The 22,004-nt window shown below is 71.6% G+C and carries 20 protein-coding genes; 10 read left to right on the forward strand and 10 right to left on the reverse strand.

From position 1 onward, the window contains the following. Positions 1 to 102 precede the first annotated feature (102 nt). Positions 103 to 1,815 (reverse strand): hypothetical protein, encoded by a 1,713-nt coding sequence (locus ACZ5FU_RS08760; protein ID WP_469045114.1) that lies wholly within the window; start codon positions 1,813 to 1,815, stop codon positions 103 to 105. Positions 1,816 to 2,127: 312 nt separating this feature from the next. Here ACZ5FU_RS08760 and radA point away from each other — a divergent pair, with 312 nt between their 5' ends. Next, a complete protein-coding gene (radA, locus tag ACZ5FU_RS08765) occupies positions 2,128 to 3,537 on the forward strand; it encodes a DNA repair protein RadA (RefSeq protein ID WP_451530652.1) in 1,410 nt (469 codons plus the stop codon). An 81-nt stretch (positions 3,538 to 3,618) separates the two neighbouring features. Then, positions 3,619 to 4,743 (forward strand): DNA integrity scanning diadenylate cyclase DisA, encoded by a 1,125-nt coding sequence (gene disA / locus ACZ5FU_RS08770; RefSeq protein ID WP_451530651.1) that lies wholly within the window; start codon positions 3,619 to 3,621, stop codon positions 4,741 to 4,743. Between the two features lie 237 nt (positions 4,744 to 4,980). On the opposite strand, the gene ACZ5FU_RS08775 is transcribed toward disA, so the two are convergent. Then, positions 4,981 to 5,823, reverse strand: coding sequence for a hypothetical protein (locus ACZ5FU_RS08775; protein ID WP_468642653.1), 843 nt, complete (start codon positions 5,821 to 5,823; stop codon positions 4,981 to 4,983). Between the two features lie 335 nt (positions 5,824 to 6,158). On the opposite strand from ACZ5FU_RS08775, the gene ACZ5FU_RS08780 reads away from it, so the two are divergent. From ACZ5FU_RS08780 to cseC, 5 genes are all read left to right on the forward strand, one after another. Beyond that, positions 6,159 to 7,163 carry an HhH-GPD family protein gene (locus ACZ5FU_RS08780; protein ID WP_468840226.1) on the forward strand — a complete coding sequence of 335 codons (1,005 nt, stop codon included), beginning with the start codon at positions 6,159 to 6,161 and terminating at the stop codon, positions 7,161 to 7,163. A 301-nt stretch (positions 7,164 to 7,464) separates the two neighbouring features. Continuing rightward, positions 7,465 to 8,007 (forward strand): SigE family RNA polymerase sigma factor, encoded by a 543-nt coding sequence (locus ACZ5FU_RS08785; protein WP_451530648.1) that lies wholly within the window; start codon positions 7,465 to 7,467, stop codon positions 8,005 to 8,007. Further along, entirely contained in the window at positions 7,992 to 8,681 is a 690-nt protein-coding gene (locus tag ACZ5FU_RS08790; RefSeq protein WP_451781820.1) for a hypothetical protein, read from the forward strand. The genes ACZ5FU_RS08785 and ACZ5FU_RS08790 overlap by 16 nt, the downstream gene beginning before the upstream one ends. 286 nt (positions 8,682 to 8,967) lie before the next feature. Next, complete coding sequence (cseB, locus tag ACZ5FU_RS08795) at positions 8,968 to 9,669, forward strand: two-component system response regulator CseB (RefSeq protein WP_451530646.1); 702 nt, start codon at positions 8,968 to 8,970, stop codon at positions 9,667 to 9,669. 12 nt (positions 9,670 to 9,681) lie between these two features. Next, on the forward strand, positions 9,682 to 11,022 hold the full coding sequence (gene cseC / locus ACZ5FU_RS08800; RefSeq protein ID WP_451530645.1) for a two-component system sensor histidine kinase CseC: 1,341 nt from the start codon (positions 9,682 to 9,684) through the stop codon (positions 11,020 to 11,022). Positions 11,023 to 11,202: 180 nt separating this feature from the next. Here cseC and ACZ5FU_RS08805 read toward each other — a convergent pair whose 3' ends face one another. After that, on the reverse strand, positions 11,203 to 12,792 hold the full coding sequence (locus tag ACZ5FU_RS08805) for an MDR family MFS transporter (protein ID WP_451530644.1): 1,590 nt from the start codon (positions 12,790 to 12,792) through the stop codon (positions 11,203 to 11,205). 170 nt (positions 12,793 to 12,962) lie between these two features. On the opposite strand from ACZ5FU_RS08805, the gene ACZ5FU_RS08810 reads away from it, so the two are divergent. Then, positions 12,963 to 13,559, forward strand: a complete 597-nt coding sequence (locus tag ACZ5FU_RS08810; RefSeq protein ID WP_451530643.1) for a TetR/AcrR family transcriptional regulator — start codon at positions 12,963 to 12,965, stop codon at positions 13,557 to 13,559. 22 nt (positions 13,560 to 13,581) lie between these two features. Here the strand turns inward: ACZ5FU_RS08810 and ACZ5FU_RS08815 are convergent, their stop codons facing one another. Continuing rightward, on the reverse strand, positions 13,582 to 14,184 hold the full coding sequence (locus tag ACZ5FU_RS08815) for a M23 family metallopeptidase (RefSeq protein WP_451530642.1): 603 nt from the start codon (positions 14,182 to 14,184) through the stop codon (positions 13,582 to 13,584). A gap of 512 nt (positions 14,185 to 14,696) precedes the next feature. Between ACZ5FU_RS08815 and ACZ5FU_RS08820 the strand changes: the two genes are divergently transcribed. Then, on the forward strand, positions 14,697 to 15,344 hold the full coding sequence (locus ACZ5FU_RS08820) for an HAD family acid phosphatase (RefSeq protein WP_469045115.1): 648 nt from the start codon (positions 14,697 to 14,699) through the stop codon (positions 15,342 to 15,344). A gap of 74 nt (positions 15,345 to 15,418) precedes the next feature. Here ACZ5FU_RS08820 and ACZ5FU_RS08825 read toward each other — a convergent pair whose 3' ends face one another. Beyond that, entirely contained in the window at positions 15,419 to 17,944 is a 2,526-nt protein-coding gene (locus ACZ5FU_RS08825) for an ATP-dependent Clp protease ATP-binding subunit (protein ID WP_451530640.1), read from the reverse strand. Between the two features lie 599 nt (positions 17,945 to 18,543). On the opposite strand from ACZ5FU_RS08825, the gene ACZ5FU_RS08830 reads away from it, so the two are divergent. Then, positions 18,544 to 19,110 (forward strand): SCO3374 family protein, encoded by a 567-nt coding sequence (locus ACZ5FU_RS08830; protein ID WP_451530639.1) that lies wholly within the window; start codon positions 18,544 to 18,546, stop codon positions 19,108 to 19,110. Here ACZ5FU_RS08830 and ACZ5FU_RS08835 read toward each other — a convergent pair. From ACZ5FU_RS08835 to ACZ5FU_RS08855, 5 genes are all read right to left on the reverse strand, one after another. Further along, positions 19,089 to 19,424 carry a histone-like nucleoid-structuring protein Lsr2 gene (locus tag ACZ5FU_RS08835; RefSeq protein ID WP_451530638.1) on the reverse strand — a complete coding sequence of 112 codons (336 nt, stop codon included), beginning with the start codon at positions 19,422 to 19,424 and terminating at the stop codon, positions 19,089 to 19,091. The genes ACZ5FU_RS08830 and ACZ5FU_RS08835 overlap by 22 nt on opposite strands. Positions 19,425 to 19,650: 226 nt before the next feature. Continuing rightward, positions 19,651 to 20,184: an amino-acid N-acetyltransferase gene (locus tag ACZ5FU_RS08840; RefSeq protein ID WP_451530637.1), complete on the reverse strand. Its 534-nt coding sequence runs from the start codon at positions 20,182 to 20,184 to the stop codon at positions 19,651 to 19,653. A 9-nt stretch (positions 20,185 to 20,193) separates the two neighbouring features. Beyond that, on the reverse strand, positions 20,194 to 20,592 hold the full coding sequence (locus tag ACZ5FU_RS08845) for a BlaI/MecI/CopY family transcriptional regulator (RefSeq protein ID WP_398095167.1): 399 nt from the start codon (positions 20,590 to 20,592) through the stop codon (positions 20,194 to 20,196). 182 nt (positions 20,593 to 20,774) lie between these two features. Then, a complete protein-coding gene (locus ACZ5FU_RS08850) occupies positions 20,775 to 20,954 on the reverse strand; it encodes a hypothetical protein (protein WP_451530636.1) in 180 nt (59 codons plus the stop codon). 109 nt (positions 20,955 to 21,063) lie between these two features. Then, positions 21,064 to 21,768 (reverse strand): hypothetical protein, encoded by a 705-nt coding sequence (locus ACZ5FU_RS08855; RefSeq protein WP_469045263.1) that lies wholly within the window; start codon positions 21,766 to 21,768, stop codon positions 21,064 to 21,066. Between the last annotated feature and the right edge of the window lie 236 nt (positions 21,769 to 22,004).

The raw sequence follows: 22,004 nt of genomic DNA on the forward strand, positions 1-22,004 counted from the left end.
CGGTGGACCCGACCGTCTGAGGCTCTCGGCCCGGCTCTCCTGAGCCGGGCCGGCCCGTTTCGCCGACCGCGCGGCCGCCCCCGCGTCACGGGCCGGCCCGGGCTACGACGTCGACGGGCTCGGGTCGCCGCTGCCCCCGGACGGCGGGGCCGAGTCGCCCGGGTCGGACGGGGAGGGGTCGGTGGGCGTGGGTTCGGGGTCGGCGGAGGTCGGCGGGTCGCTCGGCGTGGGACCGGTGGAGGGCGGGGCCGTCGGGGCCGGCCCGGGGTCGGGCGAGGCGGGCGGCCCGCTCGGCGCGGGACCCGGGCCCGAGGGGGCGGGCGCGACGCCGTGGCCCTCGATGGAGACGACGGCGCCGGCCGGTGAGACCGCCACACGCGCGTGCCAGGGCCCGGTGGGCTCGCGCAGATGGTCGACGTACACCTTGACCGTAATCGATCCACCGGGTCCGAGGGTGCCCCCGGTGCGGCTCAGGCGGAGCCAGGGGGCTCCGGTGGTCGCCGACCAGCGGACCGGCCCGTCCGCGTCCCGTGCCGCGGTCAGGGTGATCAGGGTGGTGGCGCCGCTGTTCCCGGCCGTGACGGTCAGGCGCCCCGCGCCCTCGGCGCCGAGTCCGGTGACGCTGACGACCTCCACGGAGACGTCGGGCTTGCCGTCCTCGGGGAGGCCGGAGCCGGGCCGGGTGCTGGCGTTGCCGGCGTTCTGGTAGCCGCCCGACCCGTCCCCGCCGAGGCCGTCGGGGCCCTCGGCCTCGCTGGCGGCGGACGAGCGGCCGTCGGAGTCGGCGGTCGGCGTGCCCCGGTAGGCCGCCCACAGGGCGAGCACGGGCGCGGCGACGACGGTGGCGACGACCGTCGTGGTGACGGCACGCGCGCGGATGCGGTCCCGCCGGGCGGCACGGTCCTTGGGGTCCATCGGGAAGCCGCGCCGGTCGAAGCGCGGCGCGGCGGCACCCCGCGCGCGCGGCGGGCGTGCCAGGGCGGCGTGCAGGGCCGTGCGGGGCGCTTCCAGGACCGGCAGTTCGTCGGGGGTGACGCCGGCTCCGGGCCAGCGGCCGGGCACCGCGCGCTCCGCCGCGCGGCGGCAGCGCGGGCAGTCGTCGACGTGCCGGACGAGTTCGCGGCGCAGCGCGGCACTGAGCACGAGCTGGTGGTCGCCGGTGAGGCGGGCCACGCCGGGGCAGCCGCCGGTCTCGACGACGGCCAGGGCCGCCCGGGTGCGTTCGACCTCGCAGGCGGCGGAGGCGAGCAGTTCGCGGGCCGCGGCGACCTGCATGCCGAGGACGGCCGCCACCTCGTGGGCGGCGAGGCGGTGCCGTACGGCGAGTTCGAGCGCCTCGCGCTGCTCGGGGCTGGTGCCCGCGGCCTCCGGCCAGGCGAGCCGGGCGAGTTCGCGCCGCCGTCGCTCCCGGAGGTCGTCGGGCACGGGCCCGGTGGCGGGCTCGGCACCGCTCTGCCGGTGGGTGCCGTGGCGGCCCGGCGCGTGCGCGCCGGGCCGCCTCTGCCTGGCCTCGGTGAGCTTGCGCAGGCAGGCCCAGCGGGCCAGTGCGTAGAGCCAGGCCCTGCGGTCGTCGGCGGCGCCCGGCACGCGGTGTCCGCGCCGCTCGGCGAACGCCAGGACCTCGCCGAGGGCCGCCGTGGCGGTGTCGTGGTCGCACAGGACGGACAGACAGTAGGTGAACAGGCCGTCGAGGTAGGGCTCGTAACGCGCGGGCGTGCGCTGCGCCGCCGCGCGCGCCGCGGCGCGGTCGCGCGCCTCCCTGTGCGCCCGGTGTGCGCCGGTCGTGCGGGTCGAGGTCTCCGGACTGCTGCTCATCACCTGTGCGACCGTAGGCGCCACGGAACGACCTCTTCTGCCCCCTTGAGTCCTTTTAATCCGTACGGGTGAAACGATCCCTCACGAGGAGACGGGAACGAGGAAGTGGATGGCGGGTTCATGACAAGAATGGTCGGTTCATGAGGGGTGAGGCGGCCCGGCCGGGGGGAATGGCCGGGCACACCTCTCCCAATGTCCGCCGCCCCGGGGGGGTGGGAGCGGTGGACGCCACCTCGAGTCGCTTGTGCCCCGGCGGACCCGCTTCATGCACGGGCTTCTCGCGTTGTCGTACCCGGCGGTTACGGTTTTCCCATGGCTGCCCGTACGAAGACCACCAAGGACCGCCCGTCCTACCGCTGCACGGAGTGCGGATGGCAGACGGCGAAGTGGCTCGGCCGCTGCCCCGAATGCCAGGCCTGGGGCACGGTCGAGGAGTACGGCGCGCCCGCGGTCCGTACGACGGCGCCCGGCCGTGTCACCACCTCCGCCCTGCCGATCGGCCAGGTCGACGGCCGGCAGGCCACCGCCCGCCCCACCGGTGTGCCCGAGCTGGACCGCGTGCTGGGCGGCGGGCTGGTCCCCGGCGCCGTCGTCCTGCTGGCCGGCGAGCCGGGCGTCGGCAAGTCCACGCTCCTGCTCGACGTGGCCGCCAAGTCCGCGAGCGACGAACACCGCACGCTGTACGTCACGGGTGAGGAGTCGGCGAGCCAGGTCCGGCTGCGGGCCGACCGCATCGGCGCCATCGACGACCATCTGTACCTCGCCGCGGAGACCGACCTGGCGGCCGTCCTCGGTCATCTGGACGCCGTGAAGCCGTCCCTGCTGATCGTCGACTCGGTGCAGACCGTGGCCTCCCCGGAGATCGACGGCGCCCCCGGCGGCATGGCCCAGGTCCGCGAGGTCGCCGGCGCACTGATCCGCGCCTCGAAGGAGCGCGGCATGTCCACGCTCCTGGTGGGCCACGTCACCAAGGACGGCGCGATCGCCGGGCCGCGCCTCCTGGAGCACCTCGTGGACGTCGTCCTGTCCTTCGAGGGCGACCGGCACGCGCGCCTGCGCCTGGTGCGAGGCGTCAAGAACCGCTACGGCGCCACCGACGAGGTCGGCTGCTTCGAACTGCACGACGAGGGCATCACGGGCCTCGCCGATCCGAGCGGACTCTTCCTGACCCGTCGTGACGAACCGGTCCCCGGCACCTGCCTGACGGTCACCCTGGAGGGCCGCCGCCCCCTGGTCGCCGAAGTGCAGGCGCTCACCGTCGACTCGCAGATCCCCTCGCCCCGCCGCACCACCTCCGGCCTGGAGACCTCCCGCGTCTCGATGATGCTCGCGGTCCTGGAGCAGCGGGGCAGGATCAGCGCGCTCGGCAAGCGGGACATCTACTCCGCGACGGTCGGCGGCGTGAAGCTCTCCGAGCCCGCGGCGGACCTGGCGATCGCCCTCGCACTGGCCTCCGCGGCGAGCGACACCCCCCTGCCCAAGAACCTCGTCGCGATCGGCGAAGTGGGTCTCGCGGGTGAGGTCAGACGGGTCACGGGCGTGCAGCGCAGACTCGCCGAGGCGCACCGTCTGGGCTTCACGCACGCGCTCGTACCGGGTGATCCCGGCAGGATTCCCGCGGGGATGAAGGTCCTGGAAGTGGCGAACATGGGGGACGCCCTGCGGGTGCTGCCGCGCTCGCGTCGGCGAGAGGCCCCGCAGGAGGCGGAGGAGCGCCGGTAGACTTTGCCCAGGTCTCGCCCGTCCGTACGAACCGAGTGCGCGAAACGGGAGCACCCCAGAACCTGTGACCGGAGGAGTGCAGTGGCAGCCAACGACCGGGCGGCAGCTCCCGGAAAGTCCGGTGGGAGCTCCGGTTCCGACGGCCTGATGCGTGCCGCGCTGAGCGCGGTGGCTCCCGGCACGGCCCTGCGCGACGGCCTGGAAAGAGTGCTCCGCGGCAACACCGGCGGGCTCATCGTGCTCGGCTACGACAAGACGGTCGAGACGATGTGCACGGGCGGGTTCCTCCTGGACGTCGAGTTCACGGCCACGCGTCTGCGCGAGCTGTGCAAGCTCGACGGCGGCATCGTGGTCTCCTCCGACCTGTCCAAGATCCTGCGGGCCGGCGTGCAGCTCGTGCCGGACCCCACCATCCCCACGGAGGAGACCGGCACCCGGCACCGCACGGCGGACCGCGTCAGCAAGCAGGTCGGCTTCCCCATCGTCTCGGTCTCCCAGTCCATGCGGCTGATCGCGCTCTACGTGGACGGCCAGCGCCGCGTCCTGGAGGACTCCGCGGCGATCCTGTCCCGCGCGAACCAGGCGCTCGCGACCCTGGAGCGCTACAAGCTCCGCCTGGACGAGGTCGCGGGGACGCTGTCGGCGCTGGAGATCGAGGACCTGGTGACGGTCCGGGACGTCTCGGCGGTGGCGCAGCGCCTGGAGATGGTGCGCCGTATCGCCACCGAGATCGCCGAGTACGTGGTCGAACTGGGCACCGACGGCCGGCTTCTCGCGCTCCAGCTGGACGAGTTGATCGCGGGCGTGGAGCCGGAGCGTGAACTGGTGGTCCGGGACTACGTTCCGGAGCCCACCGCCAAGCGTTCCCGCACGGTCGACGAGGCGCTGCACGAGCTGGACGCGCTCAGCCACGCGGAGCTTCTCGAGATGTCCACGGTGGCGCGCGCGTTGGGCTACACCGGCTCCCCCGAGGCCCTCGACTCGGCGGTCTCCCCGCGCGGGTTCCGCATGCTGGCCAAGGTGCCCCGCCTGCCCGGCGCGATCATCGACCGCCTGGTGGAGCACTTCGGGGGTCTGCAGAAGCTCCTCGCGGCGAGCGTCGACGACCTCCAGACGGTCGACGGCGTGGGGGAGGCGCGGGCGCGCAGCGTGCGCGAAGGCCTGTCCCGCCTGGCGGAGTCGTCGATCCTGGAGAGGTACGTCTGAGACCTGCGGCTCCCAGGGCCGACGGCACCTCCGAGACGGGCGACACCCCTGAGCCGGGCGGTACTGCCGAGACCGCTGGTACTGCCCGGACCGGTGGTACTGCCCGGACCGGTGGAAGCCCTCAGGCTCCCGGTGCCGCTGGGACCGTCGGTGTCTTTGACGGTCGGGGTGCCTCCGTCGCGTGTGCGGACACGACCGCGCCCCGGGCGCGGGGAGCGACGGCCGGACGGCCCCGCCTCAGTCCTGCTCCAGCACGAACGAGGTCTGCGCCTTGGCGAACCCGGGCGCCTTCGCCTCCACCAGGTACGTCCCGGCCTTGGCCGCTCCGGCCGGAGGCGTCGCGCACTCCGGCGCACTCGGCTTCCGGTCCCAGGTCATGGTGTACGTGAAGCTCTCCCCGGCCGGCACCCGGTACAGAAGGCTCACGGCCCCCTTGGGGCAGTCGGCGGACGACCAGTAGTCGTCGGCTCCGCCGGCCTGGGTGATCGTCAACACCGCCTTCTTCGGCCCGAGATCCACCTTGCAGTCGCTCCCGGAGGAGTTCTTCGCCGTCAGCCGGAACGTGGGCTTCTGGTCGGGCGAGTACGTGTTGCGGACGCTGCGCAGGCTCAACGTGACGACGCCGGCGGTGCAGTTGGGCAGGGTCGTGCCGGCCGGCAGGGTCGTGCTCGACCCGCTGCCGTTGACGCCGTCGTCCGAACCACCCGATCCCGCCGCTCCGGTGCCGCCCGTGTCCGCGCCGCCGGAGCCGGTACCGTCACCGGAGCCGGAGCCGGAGCCGGAGCCCGATCCCGAACCGGAACCCGCCCCCGAGCCGCCGGAGTCCTCGTCGCCCGACTCGTCGCGCCCGCCGGGGTTCTGGCTGATCGCGGGCCCGGACCCGGACGGTCCCGGCGTGATGGAGGACGCGGGGTTCTTGCCGTTGGAGCCGTCCGCCCCGTTCCTGCCGCCACCCCCGCCCCAGCCGACCATCCAGGTGGCCAGCAGCGCCAACAGGGCGACCACGGACAGCAGTACGGCCCTCCGACGCCAGTAGATGGAGGAGGGGAGCGGCCCGACCGGATTGCGCAGAGATCCCACGGCGCAAACTGTACGAGAGATCCTTGCGTTGTCCGGCGCCACCCGCCGCCCGGGTCACAACTTTTCCGGATCATCATTCCGGACAGGGCTGCCCCGCCGCCGACTTGGGTCCTCGCACGCCCTTCCCGGTGACAGGACGTCACACCGATGTGACGCTACGCGTACGGAGCGCGACGGCGTACGCCTCCGCACTCGCGCCCCTCACAGTCCCTCTCGCGCCCCTCCCGGTCGCCGCCGCGCCCGTGGCGCACGCGCGCGGCGGCCTCCCGCGCCCCCGCCCCACCGGTGGCGGTACGCACGCGTTCCCCCGCGCGCATGGCAGGATCGGAAGGGCCATGACTGCGCCCACGAAGCCCCCGCACGACAGCCCCGCCGACGCCGTCTGCGGACCGCCCTCCGAGGAGCGGCCGCGCCCGGCCACGACCGATCCGGCCACAACCGACCCGGCGACGGCCGGACCGGCCTCCGGCGCGCGCCTGCACTCCCCCGTCATCGACTGGTTCGACGACCACGCCCGCGACCTGCCCTGGCGGCGCCCCGAGGCCGGCGCCTGGGGAGTGATGGTCAGCGAGTTCATGCTCCAGCAGACGCCGGTCAGCCGCGTCCTGCCGGTCTACGAGCAGTGGCTGGCCCGCTGGCCGCGCCCCGCCGACCTCGCCGCGGAGTCCCCCGGCGAGGCCGTCCGCGCCTGGGGCCGGCTCGGCTACCCCCGCCGCGCCCTGCGGCTGCACGGCGCCGCGGTGGCCATAACGGAGCGGCACGACGGCGACGTACCGGTGGACCACGCGCACCTGCTGGCGCTGCCCGGCATCGGCGAGTACACGGCCGCCGCCGTCGCCTCCTTCGCGCACGGACAGCGGCACGCCGTCCTGGACACCAATGTGCGCCGGGTGTTCGCGCGCGCGGTCACGGGAGTGCAGTACCCGCCGAACGCCACCACGGCCGCCGAACGCAGACTGGCGCGCGCCCTGCTGCCCGAGGACGAGGGGACCGCCGCGCGCTGGGCGGCCGCGTCGATGGAGCTGGGCGCCCTCGTGTGCACGGCGCGGAACGAGAGCTGCCACCGCTGCCCGATCGCCGACCGGTGCGCCTGGCGGCTGGCGGGCAAGCCGGAGCACGACGGCCCGGCGCGGCGCGGCCAGACGTACGCCGGTACGGACCGGCAGGTGCGCGGCAAGCTGCTCGCCGTGCTGCGGGAGGCTCACACGCCCGTGCCGCAGGCGGAACTCGACCGGGTGTGGCACGAGCCGGTGCAACGCGCGCGTGCGCTGGACGGCCTCGTGGCGGACGGCCTGGTGGAACCGCTGCCGGACGGCCTGTACCGGCTGCCGCTCACCTGACGCACCGTCAGTTCACCGGCGCCCGGAGGTCCGAGACCTCCGGGCCGCCCTCCGTCACGGTCGACCGAGGGGCGAATACCCTCATATCCCCTCGATTCGGCTCTCCTTCTTACCCCTGGACCGCCTTCGTTACACAACCGACGGACAGCCGACTGCTAGCCGCAGGCTGCCTCGGACAGTGCCGTGACAACAGCTCCGTAGCTTCCTTCGTGTGCCCGGCAGCGACACGAGGGCCACAGACCACGAGCGGGGAACCGGCGGACCACGGCCAGCCGGAACGGGGATACGGAGGCGGTTGATCATGATGCAGGGAGAGGTGCTCGAGTTCGAGGAGTACGTCCGCACCCGGCAGGACGCGCTGCTGCGCAGTGCCCGCCGGCTGGTCCCGGACCCGGTGGACGCCCAGGACCTGCTTCAGACCGCGCTGGCACGCACGTACGGCCGCTGGGACGGCATCGCGGACAAGCGGCTGGCGGACGCCTACCTGCGCCGGGTCATGATCAACACGCGGACCGAGTGGTGGCGCGCCCGCAAACTGGAGGAGGTGCCCACCGAGCAGTTGCCGGACGCCCGCGTGGAGGACTCCACCCAGCAGCACGCGGACCGTGCCCTGCTGATGGACGCCTTGAAGGTGCTCGCTCCGAAGCAGCGCAGTGTCGTCGTCCTGCGACACTGGGAGCAGATGTCCACGGAGGAGACGGCCGCCGCCCTCGGCATGTCGGCCGGTACCGTCAAGAGCACGCTGCACCGGGCGCTCGCCCGGCTCCGCGAGGAGCTGGAATCCCGCGATCTGGACGCACGCGCGCTGGAGCGTGAGGAGCGGGAGCGTTGCACGGCGGCCTGACCGAGGCCGGGCCCTCACCGGTCCGAGGCACCTTCCAGGCGGTGATCACGGCGCTGGCCGTGCTCGCCGCCGTCGGCCTTTTCCTGTCCTCGTGCGCCACCGGCGGCACCGGCACCCGTGACGAGGGCCCGGCGCACGTCGAAGGGGTCGGCGGCGCCACCGCCTCCCCGTCGGACACCCCCGCCGACGCCCTCGACCGCACCGAAGCCGTCCGGCTCGTCAAGGACGACCCCGAGGTGTCGGAGGAGGTCAAGCGCGAGCTGAAACCGTGCGTCGGCGACGAGTACCCGGTCGACGTCTCCTTCGGCGACCTCACCGGCGGCGCCGAGAGCGACGTCGTCGTCAACGTGCTGACGTGCGGTGACGCGGTCGGCGTCGGGTCGTACGTGTACCGCCGGACGAGCGACCGGTACGAGAACGTGTTCAAGACCGAGGAGCCCCCGGTCTACGCCGAGATGGACCGCGGCGACCTGGTGGTGACCAAGCAGGTGTACGAGAAGGGCGACCCCGTCTCGAGCCCCTCCGGGGAGAACGTGGTCACGTACCGCTGGGCGGCCCCGGGCCGCTTCGTCAAGGAGTACAGCTGGCACAACGACTACAGCGGCGCCGTCGACGGGGACGGTGCGACGTCGGTGCCGACGCCGGTGCCGGTGCCGGTGCCGGAGAGCGGCTGACGGGCCCCGCGCACCGACGTCGCACGGCCCGTCCGCCGTGTCCGCGCGAAAAAATCCTCCGCCGCGTGAACCGTTCGGGCCTCACGGACCGATGAACCAGTGAACGCACCGGACGCTCCGGGCGTCCCCCCTAGGGACGGCCGCCCTGCCGGCGGACCGACGGACACGACGAATACGGAACACGAAGGACACGACGGCCCCGGCGGATCCGCGACCGCTTGCGCCGCACCACACCACACCACACCGCACCGCACCCACGACACCACCGAGGACTGAGAGCACCGGGATGGCAGACCAGACCCACGTCCTGTTCGTCGAGGACGACGACGTCATCCGCGAGGCCACCCAGCTGGCCCTGGAGCGGGACGGCTTCGTGGTCACCGCGATGCCCGACGGCCTGTCCGGCCTGGAGGCGTTCCGGGCGGACCGCCCCGACATCGCCCTGCTGGACGTGATGGTGCCCGGACTGGACGGCGTGAGCCTGTGCCGCCGCATCCGGGACGAGTCCACCGTGCCGGTGATCATGCTCTCCGCGCGCGCCGACTCCATCGACGTCGTGCTCGGCCTCGAGGCGGGCGCCGACGACTACGTGACCAAGCCGTTCGACGGCGCCGTCCTGGTCGCCCGCATCCGCGCGGTGCTGCGCCGGTTCGGGCACGCGGGCGGGCCCGACCGGGGCGAGACGGGTGCCTCCGCCGCCGGGGGCGTGCTGACCTTCGGCGCGCTGGAGATCGACACCGAGGGCATGGAGGTGCGCCGGGCCGGGCAGCCGGTCGCGCTCACCCCGACCGAGATGCGCCTCCTGCTGGAGTTCTCCTCCGCCCCGGGCACCGTCCTCTCGCGGGACAAGCTGCTGGAGCGGGTGTGGGACTACGGCTGGGGCGGGGACACCCGCGTCGTCGACGTCCACGTGCAGCGGCTGCGGACGAAGATCGGCCAGGACCGGATCGAGACGGTCCGCGGCTTCGGCTACAAACTGAAGGCCTGAGCGGACAGGGGTATGCGGGGGATGTTGCGGCACCTGGTCCCGGCGCGCGTGGAGCGCCCGGGCATCCACACCGGCCTGCGGTGGAAGCTGAGCGCGGCCATCGCGCTGGTCGGGGCGCTGGTGGCGATCGTGCTCAGCCTCGTCGTCCACAACGCCGCCCGGGTCTCCATGCTGGACAACGCACGCGACCTCGCCGACGAGCGCGTCCAGATCGCCCAGCGCAACTACGCGCTGTCCGGGCGCCCCAATTTCCCCAACATCAAGATCGACGACCAGGACCTGCCGTCGGAGCTGAGGTCCAAGGTCGAGCGGGGACGCCGGGCCACGTTCGTCTCCGACCGCGGCGGGACGCCCGACATCTGGGCGGCCGTGCCCCTGAAGGACGGCCGTGTGCTCTCCCTGCACACCGGCTTCACCGACCGCAGCACGGACATCCTGTACGACCTCGACCAGGCCCTGGTGATCGGCTCCATCGCGGTCGTCCTCGGCGGCAGCGCGCTCGGGGTGCTGATCGGTGGACAGCTGTCGCGCCGGCTGCGCAAGGCGGCGGCCGCGGCGAACCAGGTCGCCAGGGGCGAGACGGAGGTGCGGGTGCGGGACGCCATCGGCGGGGTCGTGCGTGACGAGACCGACGACCTGGCGTCCGCCGTGGACGCCATGGCGGACGCCCTCCAGCAGCGGCTGGAGGCCGAGCGGCGGGTCACCGCCGACATCGCGCACGAGCTGCGCACACCGGTGACCGGGCTGCTGACGGCCGCCGAGCTGCTGCCTCCGGGCCGGCCCACCGAGCTGGTGATGGACCGGGCGAAGGCCATGCGCACGCTCGTCGAGGACGTCCTGGAGGTGGCCCGCCTCGACGGGGCCTCCGAGCGCGCCGAGTTGCAGGACATCCTGCTGGGCGAGTTCGTCACCCGGCGGGTGGCGGCCAAGGCCCCGGAGGCCGAGGTGCGGGTGGTGCACGAGTCCATGGTCACCACCGACCCCCGGCGTCTGGAGCGCGTGCTGTTCAACCTGCTCGCCAACGCCGGCCGGCACGGCAGACCGCCGGTCCAGGTCACCGTCGAGGGCCGGGTCATCCGGGTGCGCGACCACGGCCCCGGTTTCCCCCAGGACCTGCTCGCGGAGGGCCCGAGCCGCTTCCGTACCGGGAGCAGCGACCGGGCGGGCCGCGGCCACGGCCTGGGCCTCACCATCGCGGCGGGACAGGCCCGCGTCCTGGGCGCCCGGCTGACCTTCCGCAACGTACGGCCGGCGGGGGCACCGGCGCACATACCGTCCGAGGGTGCGGTGGCCGTCCTGTGGCTGCCGGAACACGCCCCGACGAACACGGGAAGCCATCCGATGCTGCCGTGAGGGCGGCGGGCCGGCGCCGGCCGGAGCGGGTGCCCTCGTGGGGCGGCGTACCGCTCGGGTGCGTCGCCCGCCCCACGCCGAAGGCCCCCGGGGCGGATACCGGCCGGGGGCCTCTCGAAGGGCTGTGACGGTGACGGGACACCGCCGTCAGGGGGAGCGGCGGCGTCCCGTCGTCGCGGATCAGACGGGCTCGACGACCGGTGCCTTGGGGGCGGTGGGTTCGTCCGCGGCGCCCTCGGCCTTCGCTCCGGCTCCGCGCAGGGGGACCTCCTTGACGAACACGGCCGCCACCAGCACGACCACGGCCACGGCGGCTCCGAGGACGAACGCCGCGTGGGTGCCGTCGGACACCGCGTACTGGTAGGCCTCCCGCGCCGGGGCCGGGAGCTTGGCGAGGCCGGCGGCGTCCAGTTGCGCGGACTGCTCGGTGATCTTGGACCCCAGCGCGCCGGCCCTCTCGGACATGGCGTCCTGGACCCGGCTGTTGAAGAGCGCGCCCATGACCGCGACGCCGAAGGAGGAGCCGAGCGTGCGGAAGAGGGTGGCCGAGGAGGACGCGACGCCCATGTCCTTCATCTCGACGCTGTTCTGCGCGACCAGCATGGTGATCTGCATCAGACAGCCCATGCCGAGGCCCACGACGGCCATGAACACACCGGAGGTGAACCGGGAGGTGCCGGTGTCCATCGTCGAGAGCAGGTACAGCCCGACGACCATCAGCGCGCCGCCGACGACCGGGAAGACCTTGTAGCGGCCGCTGCTGGTGGTGATCCGGCCCGCGACCATCGAGGTCACGAGCATCGCGCCGAGCATCGGCAGGAGCAGCAGGCCGGAGTTGGTCGCCGAGGCGCCCTGCACCGCCTGCTGGTACAGCGGCAGGAACAGGGTGGCGCCGAACATCACGAAACCGGTGATGAAGCCGATCAGCGACATCAGCGTGAAGTTGCGGCTGCGGAAGATGTGCAGCGGCAGGATCGGCTCCACGGCCCGGGTCTGCCAGAACACGAACCCGACGAGCGCCGCGACGCCGATGCCGATCAGCTCCATGATCCGCGCGGAGGACCAGGCGTACTCGGTGCCGCCCCAGGTGGTGACGAGCACGATGGAGGTGATGCCGACGGTGAGCAGCACGGCGCCCAGGTAGTCGATGCGGGCCCGGGAGCGCTTCTTCGGCAGGTGCAGGACGGCGGTGATCAGGCCGAGGGCCACCACGCCGAGCGGCAGGTTGATGTAGAAGGCCCAGCGCCAGCCCCAGTGGTCGGTGATGGTGCCGCCGACCAGCGGTCCGCCGATCATCGCCACCGCCATCACGGCGGCCATCATGCCCTGGTACTTGCCTCGCTCCCGCGGCGGGACGAGGTCGCCGATGATCGCCATGACGCCGACCATCAGACCGCCGGCGCCCAGTCCCTGCACGGCGCGGAAGCCGATCAGCTGGCCCATGTCCTGGGCCATGCCGCTCAGCGCCGACCCGGCCAGGAAGATGACGATCGAGCCGAGGAAGGCGCCCTTGCGCCCGTACATGTCGCCGAGCTTGCCCCAGATCGGCGTGGAGGCGGCGGTGGCGAGGGTGTACGACGTCACCACCCATGACAGGTGTTCGAGGCCGCCGAGGTCGCCGACGATCGTGGGCATCGCGGTGCCGACGATCATGTTGTCGAGCATCGCGAGCATCATGGTGATCATCAGTGCGAGGACCACGACCCGCACGCTCTGCTGTTTCTTGTCCTGTGCGCCGGCGTCCGGCTCAACGGTTCGGGTGTCCGCCATCGTCATCCCACTCCCCCAGGGCGGCTACTTACTTGCCGCCCGGCTAGTTCACTACACTGGGAAAGTAGACCCGTAACTAGCCGGGCGTCAAGTAAGTTTCCACCTGGGCGGAAGGTGAGCGACTCTTACCTTCCGGCTGCCGGTTTCGCGGCGACGCGAGGAGTACGAGGATGGACGTCACCATGGACGGCACCAAGCAGCGACGCCGCGGCAACACGCGCCAGCGCATCCAGGACGTGGCGCTGGAGCTCTTCGCCGAGCAGGGCTACGAGAAGACCTCGCTCCGCGAGATCGCGGAGCACCTCCAGGTCACGAAGGCGGCCCTGTACTACCACTTCAAGACCAAGGAAGAGATCATCGTCAGCATCTTCACGGACCTGACGAAACCGATCGAGGACCTGGTCGAGTGGGGTCGCAGCCGGCCGCACACCCTGGAGACCAAGCAGGAGCTCCTGCGGCGCTACAGCCAGGCGCTCAGCGAGGCGGCCCCGTTCTTCCGCTTCATGCAGGAGAACCAGGCCACGGTCCGCGAGCTCCAGATCGGCGAGTCCTTCAAGGACCGGATGCGCGGGCTGCGCGACATCGTCCTCGACCGGGACGCCCCGCTCGCCGACCAGGTCCGCTGCGTCAGCGCCATCTTCACGCTGCACGCCGGGATGTTCTTCCTGCAGGACCTCGAAGGCGACCCCGAGGAGAAGCGCGAAGCCGTCCTCGAGGTCGCCGTCGATCTGATCACCCAGGCCCATCAGGGCTCGCGGCCGTCCTGACGACGGCCGTCGATCACCGTCGTCAGACGGTCACGCCCTTGCCGCGCAGGAACTTCACCGGGTCGACCGCCGAACCGTAGTTGGGGGTGGTCCGGATCTCGAAGTGCAGGTGCGGGCCGCTGGAGTTGCCGGTGTTGCCGGACAGGGCTATGCGCTGGCCGGTCTTGACGATCTGGCCGACCTTCACGTTGATCTGCGACAGGTGGGCGTACTGGGAGTACACGCCGTTGGCGTGCTTGATGACGATGGCGTTGCCGTAGGCGGGGCCGTCACCGGCGCCGTTGCCGCCGGCCTTGACGACCTTGCCGCCGTGGGTGGCGACGACCTTGGTGCCGGTCGCCACGGCGAAGTCCTGACCGCTGTGCTTGGCGGCCCACATGCCGCCGGCCTGGGCGAAGGTGGCGGACAGCTTGTACTTCTTCACCGGGTCGATCCAGGTGGCCGCCGAGGACTTCTTCGCCACCGACACCGCGGTCGCGGGCGCCGCCGCCTTGGCCTGGGGCGTGGCAGCGGACGCCACTCCGCTTCCCAGCACGACCGTGGCGCCGAGAGCGGCGGCGCCGACGGCCACGCGGGTGCGGAGCTGGGGCGTAAGGGAAGAACGGAACGTGACGCGCTGGAACATCGAAACCTCATGGTGCCGGGGACAGAGAGAACCACCCGACGTACGGACGTCGCCGGATGGCCATTCCTTGGTAACCCGCGGCCCGGCAATGCCCCAAACGTGTGATGTACGACGGAAGCTAGTACTTCACGTCAAAACAGAACACTTGCCTACAGTCCGCACACATCCGACATAGCCCCCTTTCCCGTGCGACAGACCCGCCGGGCGGCCCCGTTGAGGGGGTTATGCACCTTTCGCCGGAACGAGATTCGCCACTATCCCGCGTAGTATGTGATCCAGCTCCCGTGCGGCACGTCACCGGCCGCCCCCCGTAAGGCACTTCGGAATGTGACGGCGGCTACTCCCCCACCGCCGGTGGCACTTGTGACCCACGCCACGAAGCGCGCACAGGGGTGTGACGGGGCTCTCCGCGCCCTCTACCGTCCAGTAACCCGCTGGTTCCCCTCAGGCCATCCTCATAGATGAGCATGCCCACGACACCCGCAGCGCCTGGACGCGAGAGGACCCCCACCATGACCAGAGGCACCTGGACGCGCCGCATCGGCATGACCGCCGCGGCGACGGCCGCCGTCACCGCGATGACCCTCCCGGTCGGCGCCCAGGCCGCGACGGCCACCGGCACCGCCTCCGTCACCACCGTCACCGCCGCTGCCGCCGCGCAGGCCGAGGTCGGCTACGACACCTGGCAGGCGGACTGCCTGGCGGTGATGAACCAGGCCCTGCCCTACCTGAAGCAGCGCATCGCCGCCGCCGGGCCGGGCGAGAAGCAGGCCGTCGTCCTCGACGTCGACAACACCGCCCTGGAGACCGACTTCGGCTTCAGCTACCCGCAGCCGGCCAACAAGCCGGTCCTCGACGTCGCCAGGTACGCCCAGGAGCACGGCGTCTCCCTGTTCTTCGTCACCGCCCGCCCGGGCATCATCTCGGGCGTGACCGACTACAACCTCAAGAACGTCGGCTACAAGGTCTCCGGCCTCCACGTCCGCGGCCTGTTCGACCTCTTCAAGGACGTCGGCGCCTACAAGACCGCCCAGCGCGCCGCCATCGAGTCCAAGGGCTACACGATCATCGCGAACATCGGCAACAGCGCCACCGACCTGTCGGGCGACCACGCCGAGAAGACCTTCAAGCTGCCGGACTACGACGGACAGCTGTCCTGAGGAACACAACGAGAGGGGCCGCCCCGGGACGGGTGTCCCGGGGCGGCCCCTCTCGCGTGCTCGACCCCTGAGGGTCAGGCGTCCTTGCTCAGGTTCGGACCGGCGCCGCCGGCCGCCTGCTCGATCGGCGGGACGTCCGGCAGGGCCGACTTCTCCTCACCCCGGAAGGTGAAGGTCTGGGAGTCGCCCTCGCCCTCGGTGTCCACGACCACGATGTGACCGGGGCGCAGCTCGCCGAAGAGGATCTTCTCCGAGAGCGTGTCCTCGATCTCGCGCTGGATGGTGCGACGCAGCGGACGCGCACCCAGCACCGGGTCGTACCCCTTCTTGGACAGCAGCTCCTTGGAGGACTGGGAGAGCTCGATGCCCATGTCCCGGTCCTTCAGGCGCTCGTCGACCTTGCCGACCATCAGGTCGACGATCTGGAGGATGTCCTCCTGGGTCAGCTGCGGGAAGACGACCACGTCGTCGACGCGGTTGAGGAACTCGGGCCGGAAGTGCTGCTTCAGCTCGTCCGAGACCTTGTTCTTCATGCGCTCGTAGTTGGACTTCGTGTCGCCCGCGGCGGCGAAGCCGAGGTTGAAGCCCTTCGAGATGTCCCGCGTGCCGAGGTTGGTCGTCATGATGATGACCGTGTTCTTGAAGTCCACGACCCGGCCCTGGGAGTCGGTCAGACGACCGTCCTCCAGGATCTGCAGCAGCGAGTTGAAGATGTCCGGGTGGGCCTTCTCGACCTCGTCGAAGAGGACGACGGAGAACGGCTTGCGGCGGACCTTCTCGGTCAGCTGGCCGCCCTCCTCGTAGCCCACGTATCCGGGGGGCGAACCGAAGAGACGCGAGACCGTGTGCTTCTCGCTGAACTCCGACATGTCGAGGGAGATCAGCGCGTCCTCGTCACCGAAGAGGAACTCGGCGAGTGCCTTGGACAGCTCGGTCTTACCGACGCCGGACGGACCGGCGAAGATGAACGACCCACCCGGACGCTTCGGGTCCTTCAGACCCGCACGCGTACGGCGGATCGCCTTGGAGAGCGCCTTGACGGCGTCCTTCTGGCCGATGACCCGCTTGTGGAGCTCGTCCTCCATGCGCAGCAGACGCGAGGACTCCTCCTCGGTCAGCTTGAAGACCGGGATGCCGGTGGCGGTCGCGAGGACCTCGGCGATCAGCTCGCCGTCGACCTCGGCGACGACGTCCATGTCGCCGGCCTTCCACTCCTTCTCGCGCTTGGCCTTGGCGGCCAGGAGCTGCTTCTCCTTGTCGCGGAGGGAGGCGGCCTTCTCGAAGTCCTGCGAGTCGATCGCGGACTCCTTGTCGCGGCGGACGCCGGCGATCTTCTCGTCGAACTCGCGCAGGTCCGGCGGCGCGGTCATCCGGCGGATGCGCATCCGGGAACCGGCCTCGTCGATCAGGTCGATCGCCTTGTCCGGCAGGAAGCGGTCCGAGATGTACCGGTCGGCCAGGGTGGCGGCCTGGACCAGCGCCTCGTCGGTGATCGAGACGCGGTGGTGCGCCTCGTACCGGTCGCGCAGACCCTTGAGGATCTCGATGGTGTGCGGCAGGGACGGCTCCGCCACCTGGATGGGCTGGAAGCGGCGCTCGAGGGCCGCGTCCTTCTCCAGGTGCTTGCGGTACTCGTCCAGCGTGGTGGCGCCGATGGTCTGGAGCTCACCGCGGGCCAGCATCGGCTTCAGGATCGAAGCGGCGTCGATGGCGCCTTCGGCGGCACCCGCACCGACCAGCGTGTGCAGCTCGTCGATGAACAGGATGATGTCGCCGCGGGTGCGGATCTCCTTGAGGACCTTCTTCAGGCGCTCCTCGAAGTCACCGCGGTAGCGGGAGCCGGCGACCAGCGCGCCGAGGTCCAGGGTGTAGAGGTGCTTGTCCTTGAGGGTCTCGGGCACCTCGCCCTTGACGATGGCCTGGGCCAGGCCCTCGACGACGGCGGTCTTGCCGACGCCGGGCTCACCGATCAGGACCGGGTTGTTCTTGGTACGGCGGGACAGCACCTGCATGACCCGCTCGATCTCCTTCTCGCGCCCGATGACCGGGTCGAGCTTGGATTCACGAGCGGCCTGGGTGAGGTTCCGGCCGAACTGGTCGAGGACCAGGGACGTCGAGGGCGTGCCCTCGGCAGGGCCGCCGGCGGTGGCGGTCTCCTTGCCCTGGTAACCGGAGAGCAGCTGGATCACCTGCTGCCGCACCCGGTTGAGGTCTGCACCCAGCTTGACCAGGACCTGGGCGGCGACGCCCTCGCCCTCACGGATCAGGCCGAGCAGGATGTGCTCCGTGCCGATGTAGTTGTGGCCCAGCTGAAGGGCCTCGCGGAGCGACAGCTCCAGGACCTTCTTGGCACGGGGGGTGAAGGGGATGTGCCCGGACGGGGCCTGCTGGCCCTGGCCGATGATCTCCTCCACCTGCTGGCGGACCGCCTCGAGCGAAATCCCGAGGCTCTCAAGGGCCTTGGCGGCGACACCCTCACCCTCATGGATCAGGCCCAGGAGGATGTGCTCGGTGCCGATGTAGTTGTGGTTGAGCATCCGGGCTTCTTCCTGAGCCAGGACGACAACCCGCCGCGCGCGGTCGGTGAACCTCTCGAACATCGTTAATCGCTCCTCAGAGCGGTCAGGCAGTGGGGGGAACTTCCCCTCCCTGTCCTTCCGCAGCTTAGTCCCGCAAGCGGGGACCGCTCATTCCAACTGCCGACACCGTCGATGGCCTCCTGACCCCGAACGCCGACATCTGCTCCAACCCGATGGTGCGAGACGATGTTCCCGCAGGCCAGACAGTTACCCCAGTCGCCAGTACGCCGATGGCGAACGTGAGACTCCCGTTTCCTGCGCGTCGCCCCCTCCCACTAGGGATGTCTTACCCGCCGGCACCGACACTCCATGCCGTGGGCGCCCGTTCCCTCCGCTACGGGCGAACAACCTTGCGCCGCCCCGGGCCCCGCACGCCCCCCCGTTCCGCCACTCTGCGCTCCTCGCGGAACACCCAGCGTAACGCTTGGGGCTTCGGAGCCGTTGGACTCGGCATGGTCGGCCCCCTCCCTCCGTCCGCGTCCCGGACCACCCCCGCCACCGCCGCCGCGTCCCCGTCTCCGTCTCCGTCTCCGTCTCCGTCTCCGTCTCCGTCTCCGTCTCCGTCTCCGTCTCCGTCTCCGTCTCCGGCAGCCGTGCCTCCGGCCCTCGCCTCGGCATCCGTGGTCCCTCTTTCCCGCGGGGCACTCGATCCGGACCCTCCGGCCGAGGGCGTCCGCGGCTGGTACGAGAACGAACTGGGGTGGGCGACGGTGCCCGGAGAGCCGGTACGACTTCGGGTGGGCCTGCGTTTCGACGTCCTGGACGTGCCGGCCGAGGCGGGACGCCCGGCGCTGCGGCATCTGGCACCGGGCTCCCCGGTCGCCGTGCGGGGCGACCGGATGCGGCTGCTGGTGGCGGCGGGGAGCGCGGAGGAGCTGCCGGGAATCCTGCGGTGGCTGGAGTGGGACGCGCTGCCGCTGGATCTGACGGCGACCGGCGCGGGCGGGGTCCTCGAGGCGCCCCCGCCGCCGGGCCGGACCCGTCCCGGAACAGCACTGCAGGGGGCCGCGGTGTGGATGCGGCCCCCCGTCGGAGGGTGCGAGGTCGAGGTCTCGCTGCCGACGATGTCGGCCTTGGGGGGCGTTGGGGGCGCCCCCGACCTGGTGCGCTTGGTGGACACCTTGGCGACGCACTGCCACCGTGTCCGGCTGCGGCGCGCCTGTGCTCAGCCGTTGGCCTTCTCGTAGGCCTCGCGAATGGTCGCGGGAACACGGCCTCGGTCGTTGACCTCGTAACCGTTCTCCTTCGCCCACGCGCGGATCTGAGCGGTGTCCTGGCTGCCACCGGCAGCGGCACGCGTCTTTCCGCGTCCGCCCGAGGCGCGGCCCCCGGTGCGCCGGCCACCCTTCACGTACGGGTCGAGAAGGCTGCGCAGCTTGTCCGCATTGCCGGTCGTGAGATCGATCTCGTACGTCTTGCCGTCCAGCGCGAACGTCACGGTCTCGTCGGCCTCGCCGCCGTCGAGGTCGTCGACAAGAAGGACCTGAACCTTCTGTGCCACCGGATTTCCTTTCATCGATAACGGGAGGGCCGGGGGGCTGCGGCGTTCCGCCGTTTCACCACCCCTGATATATGCAGTACTGCAGTACATCGGAAAGCAAACCGCTTTTGCCGGGAAAACACAAACCCTCGGGAGGGTCCGGCCGCCCGCACCCCGTACGGAAACGTGCGCGTTTCGGACATAGGGAACCCGGGCAAGGCGAGTCGGCCGGAATGGGACTCGGCGATCACAGATGCAGAAGCATCCGACTGTTGCCCAAGGTGTTCGGTTTCACTCGTTCGAGACCGAGGAACTCCGCGACGCCCTCGTCATAGGAACGCAGTAGCTCCGTGTAGACATCGGTGTCGACGGGCGTCTCACCGATCTCCACGAAGCCGTGCCTGCCGAAGAAGTCCACTTCGAAGGTCAGACAGAAAACCCGGCGAACACCGAGCCGGCGCGCGGTCTGCAGCAACTTCCCCAACAACTGGTGGCCGACGCCGGAACCCTTCAGTCCGGGCTTCACCGCGAGGGTGCGGACTTCCGCGAGGTCTTCCCACATCACGTGCAGCGCGCCGCAGCCGACGACCTCGGCGTTGTCGTCGCGTTCGGCGACCCAGAACTCCTGGATGTCCTCGTAAAGGGTCACCGTCGCTTTGTCGAGCAGGATGCCGCCGCGGACGTACGCGTCAAGGAGACGACGCACCGCGGGGACATCGCTGGTCCGGGCCCGGCGGACGGTGATGGCTTTAGCGCTGACTTCAGGGCTCTGTGCTGACATGAGCGGACGCTATCGCCCGTCGGTCTCCGTCGGGGACCCGGGGTTCTCCCGCGCGCTCCCGGCTTCCGGGCGTTCGGAAGTTTCGGGTCCCTGGACGATGCGTACCGCGTCGCTCAGGGCGTGGCGCTGTTCGTCGCTCATCATCCCGAAGAAGGCGACGAGAGCGGCGGCGGGGTTGTCGCTCTGCGACCAGGCCTCGTTCATCAGGGCGGCGGCGTAGGCGGCACGCGTGGAGACCGCCTCATATCGATAGGCCCGGCCTTCCGCCTCACGGCGCACCCAGCCCTTCTGATGGAGATTGTCCAAAACGGTCATCACCGTGGTGTAGGCGATGGACCGTTCCTTCTGAAGGTCTTCCAGGACTTCTCGAACGGTGACCGGGCGGTTCCACTTCCACACCCGCGTCATGACCGCGTCTTCGAGTTCTCCCAAGGGGCGAGGCACAACTCAGAACAATAGTGGGAGAGCACGCCGATCGCGTGCCGGACGTGCGCCTTCCTCGACAAGAGGGCGCAAAAAGGGCGCACGGCACCCGACGGCGGGGCCGTGCGCCCGGGAGGCGCGCGGGGCGTGCGAGGGCCTGACCGCGGTCAGGCCTCGCTGTTCGCGGAGGGCCGGCGCGCGCTCTCCACGCGCGCGAGGGCGGCGTCGACGGCCGCGTCCTCCTTGGCCTTGTTGGTGCCGCCCTGGGTCTTCACGATCACCCTGATCAAGCCGATGAAGAAGACGGCCATGACGACGGGGGGAAGGAGCGCGGAGACGTAGTCCATGGGTCCAGGGTAGCCAGGGAGGAACGGGGCATCGGGGCGGGGTCGCGCCACGGCGGGCCGTGTCGGCGGAGTCCGGCCGCGCCGGCGCGGATCGTGCGGCGGCGTCCGGTCAGCCGACGGCGAGCCGCTCCCGCGAGCCCGTGGACGGCGAGACGGAGGACGGCGGGACGGGTCTGCGCCGCGGGAAGACCTCGCCCGGGGTGGGGACGGGCCGTCGGGAGGGTTCGGGCTCCCGCGGCTTCACGGGGACCGGCCCCGGTGCGGGCGCGGCCGGCTTCTCGGCGGGTTCCCGCGCGGGCCGCGGGCCCGGCTCCCCGGCGGCGACCGCCGGACGGCCGGAACCGGCCTCCTCCGTGGTCGCGGAACGTCCCCCGGGAAGGGCCAGGAGGCGCGTACGGGAGGCCGGCACCACGGGCACGGCCGGCACGGCCGGGCGGGCCGTACGGCGGGCCGGGCGGGCGCGTACGTCCTGCTCCGCGAGGACCTGGCAGCGGTCCAGGAGAGCGGCCGCCTTCGGGTTGCCCCGCAGGGCGCGCAGGGCGGCGAGGTCGTCGGCCCCGGGCCGGTGGCCGGTGCCGAGCACCTCCTCCAGGAGCGTGAGGTATCCGGCGACGGTGCCGGGGAGGGCGGCACGGTACCGGGCGAGGTCGGACACCAGGAAGGCCCGCAGCCGGGCGGCCTCGCGCACGGCCTCGTCGAGGGATGCGGCGAGACGGTGGCAGTCCTGGACGTCCTCGGCCGGAGCGGGGCCGGGGTGGAGGGCGAGGGCGAGGGCGCGGCGGAGCACACGCAGCTCCTCCGCACCGAACACCATGCCGCCGCGGGATCCGTAGGGCGTGGGCATGCGGCGACGATACGCGCTAATCAGACAAACTCGACATAAGGAATGGGTGTGGCGTGCCTTGTTCCACCGGGCCGGACGCACGATCGCACCGGTCCGGACGCACGTCCCCCGGGACCGGCCGGGGGGGTTGGGGGGGGGGGGGCCCCCCCCCCCCACCCCCCCCCCCCCCCCCACCCCCCCCCCCCCCCCGGGCGAACCCCCCAGCC

The sequence above is a fragment of the Streptomyces sp. NPDC031554 genome (assembly GCF_055580685.1).

Coding starts and splice junctions, on each gene's coding strand:
- ACZ5FU_RS08760 (WP_469045114.1), bottom strand. CDS start 1,815: ATGAGCAGCAGTCCGGAGACCTCGACCCGCACGACCGGCGCACACCGG.
- radA (WP_451530652.1), top strand. CDS start 2,128: ATGGCTGCCCGTACGAAGACCACCAAGGACCGCCCGTCCTACCGCTGC.
- ACZ5FU_RS08780 (WP_468840226.1), top strand. CDS start 6,159: ATGACTGCGCCCACGAAGCCCCCGCACGACAGCCCCGCCGACGCCGTC.
- ACZ5FU_RS08785 (WP_451530648.1), top strand. CDS start 7,465: ATGATGCAGGGAGAGGTGCTCGAGTTCGAGGAGTACGTCCGCACCCGG.
- cseB (WP_451530646.1), top strand. CDS start 8,968: ATGGCAGACCAGACCCACGTCCTGTTCGTCGAGGACGACGACGTCATC.
- cseC (WP_451530645.1), top strand. CDS start 9,682: ATGCGGGGGATGTTGCGGCACCTGGTCCCGGCGCGCGTGGAGCGCCCG.
- ACZ5FU_RS08805 (WP_451530644.1), bottom strand. CDS start 12,792: ATGGCGGACACCCGAACCGTTGAGCCGGACGCCGGCGCACAGGACAAG.
- ACZ5FU_RS08810 (WP_451530643.1), top strand. CDS start 12,963: ATGGACGTCACCATGGACGGCACCAAGCAGCGACGCCGCGGCAACACG.
- ACZ5FU_RS08815 (WP_451530642.1), bottom strand. CDS start 14,184: ATGTTCCAGCGCGTCACGTTCCGTTCTTCCCTTACGCCCCAGCTCCGC.
- ACZ5FU_RS08820 (WP_469045115.1), top strand. CDS start 14,697: ATGACCAGAGGCACCTGGACGCGCCGCATCGGCATGACCGCCGCGGCG.
- ACZ5FU_RS08825 (WP_451530640.1), bottom strand. CDS start 17,944: ATGTTCGAGAGGTTCACCGACCGCGCGCGGCGGGTTGTCGTCCTGGCT.
- ACZ5FU_RS08840 (WP_451530637.1), bottom strand. CDS start 20,184: ATGTCAGCACAGAGCCCTGAAGTCAGCGCTAAAGCCATCACCGTCCGC.
- ACZ5FU_RS08845 (WP_398095167.1), bottom strand. CDS start 20,592: ATGACGCGGGTGTGGAAGTGGAACCGCCCGGTCACCGTTCGAGAAGTC.
- ACZ5FU_RS08850 (WP_451530636.1), bottom strand. CDS start 20,954: ATGGACTACGTCTCCGCGCTCCTTCCCCCCGTCGTCATGGCCGTCTTC.
- ACZ5FU_RS08855 (WP_469045263.1), bottom strand. CDS start 21,768: ATGGTGTTCGGTGCGGAGGAGCTGCGTGTGCTCCGCCGCGCCCTCGCC.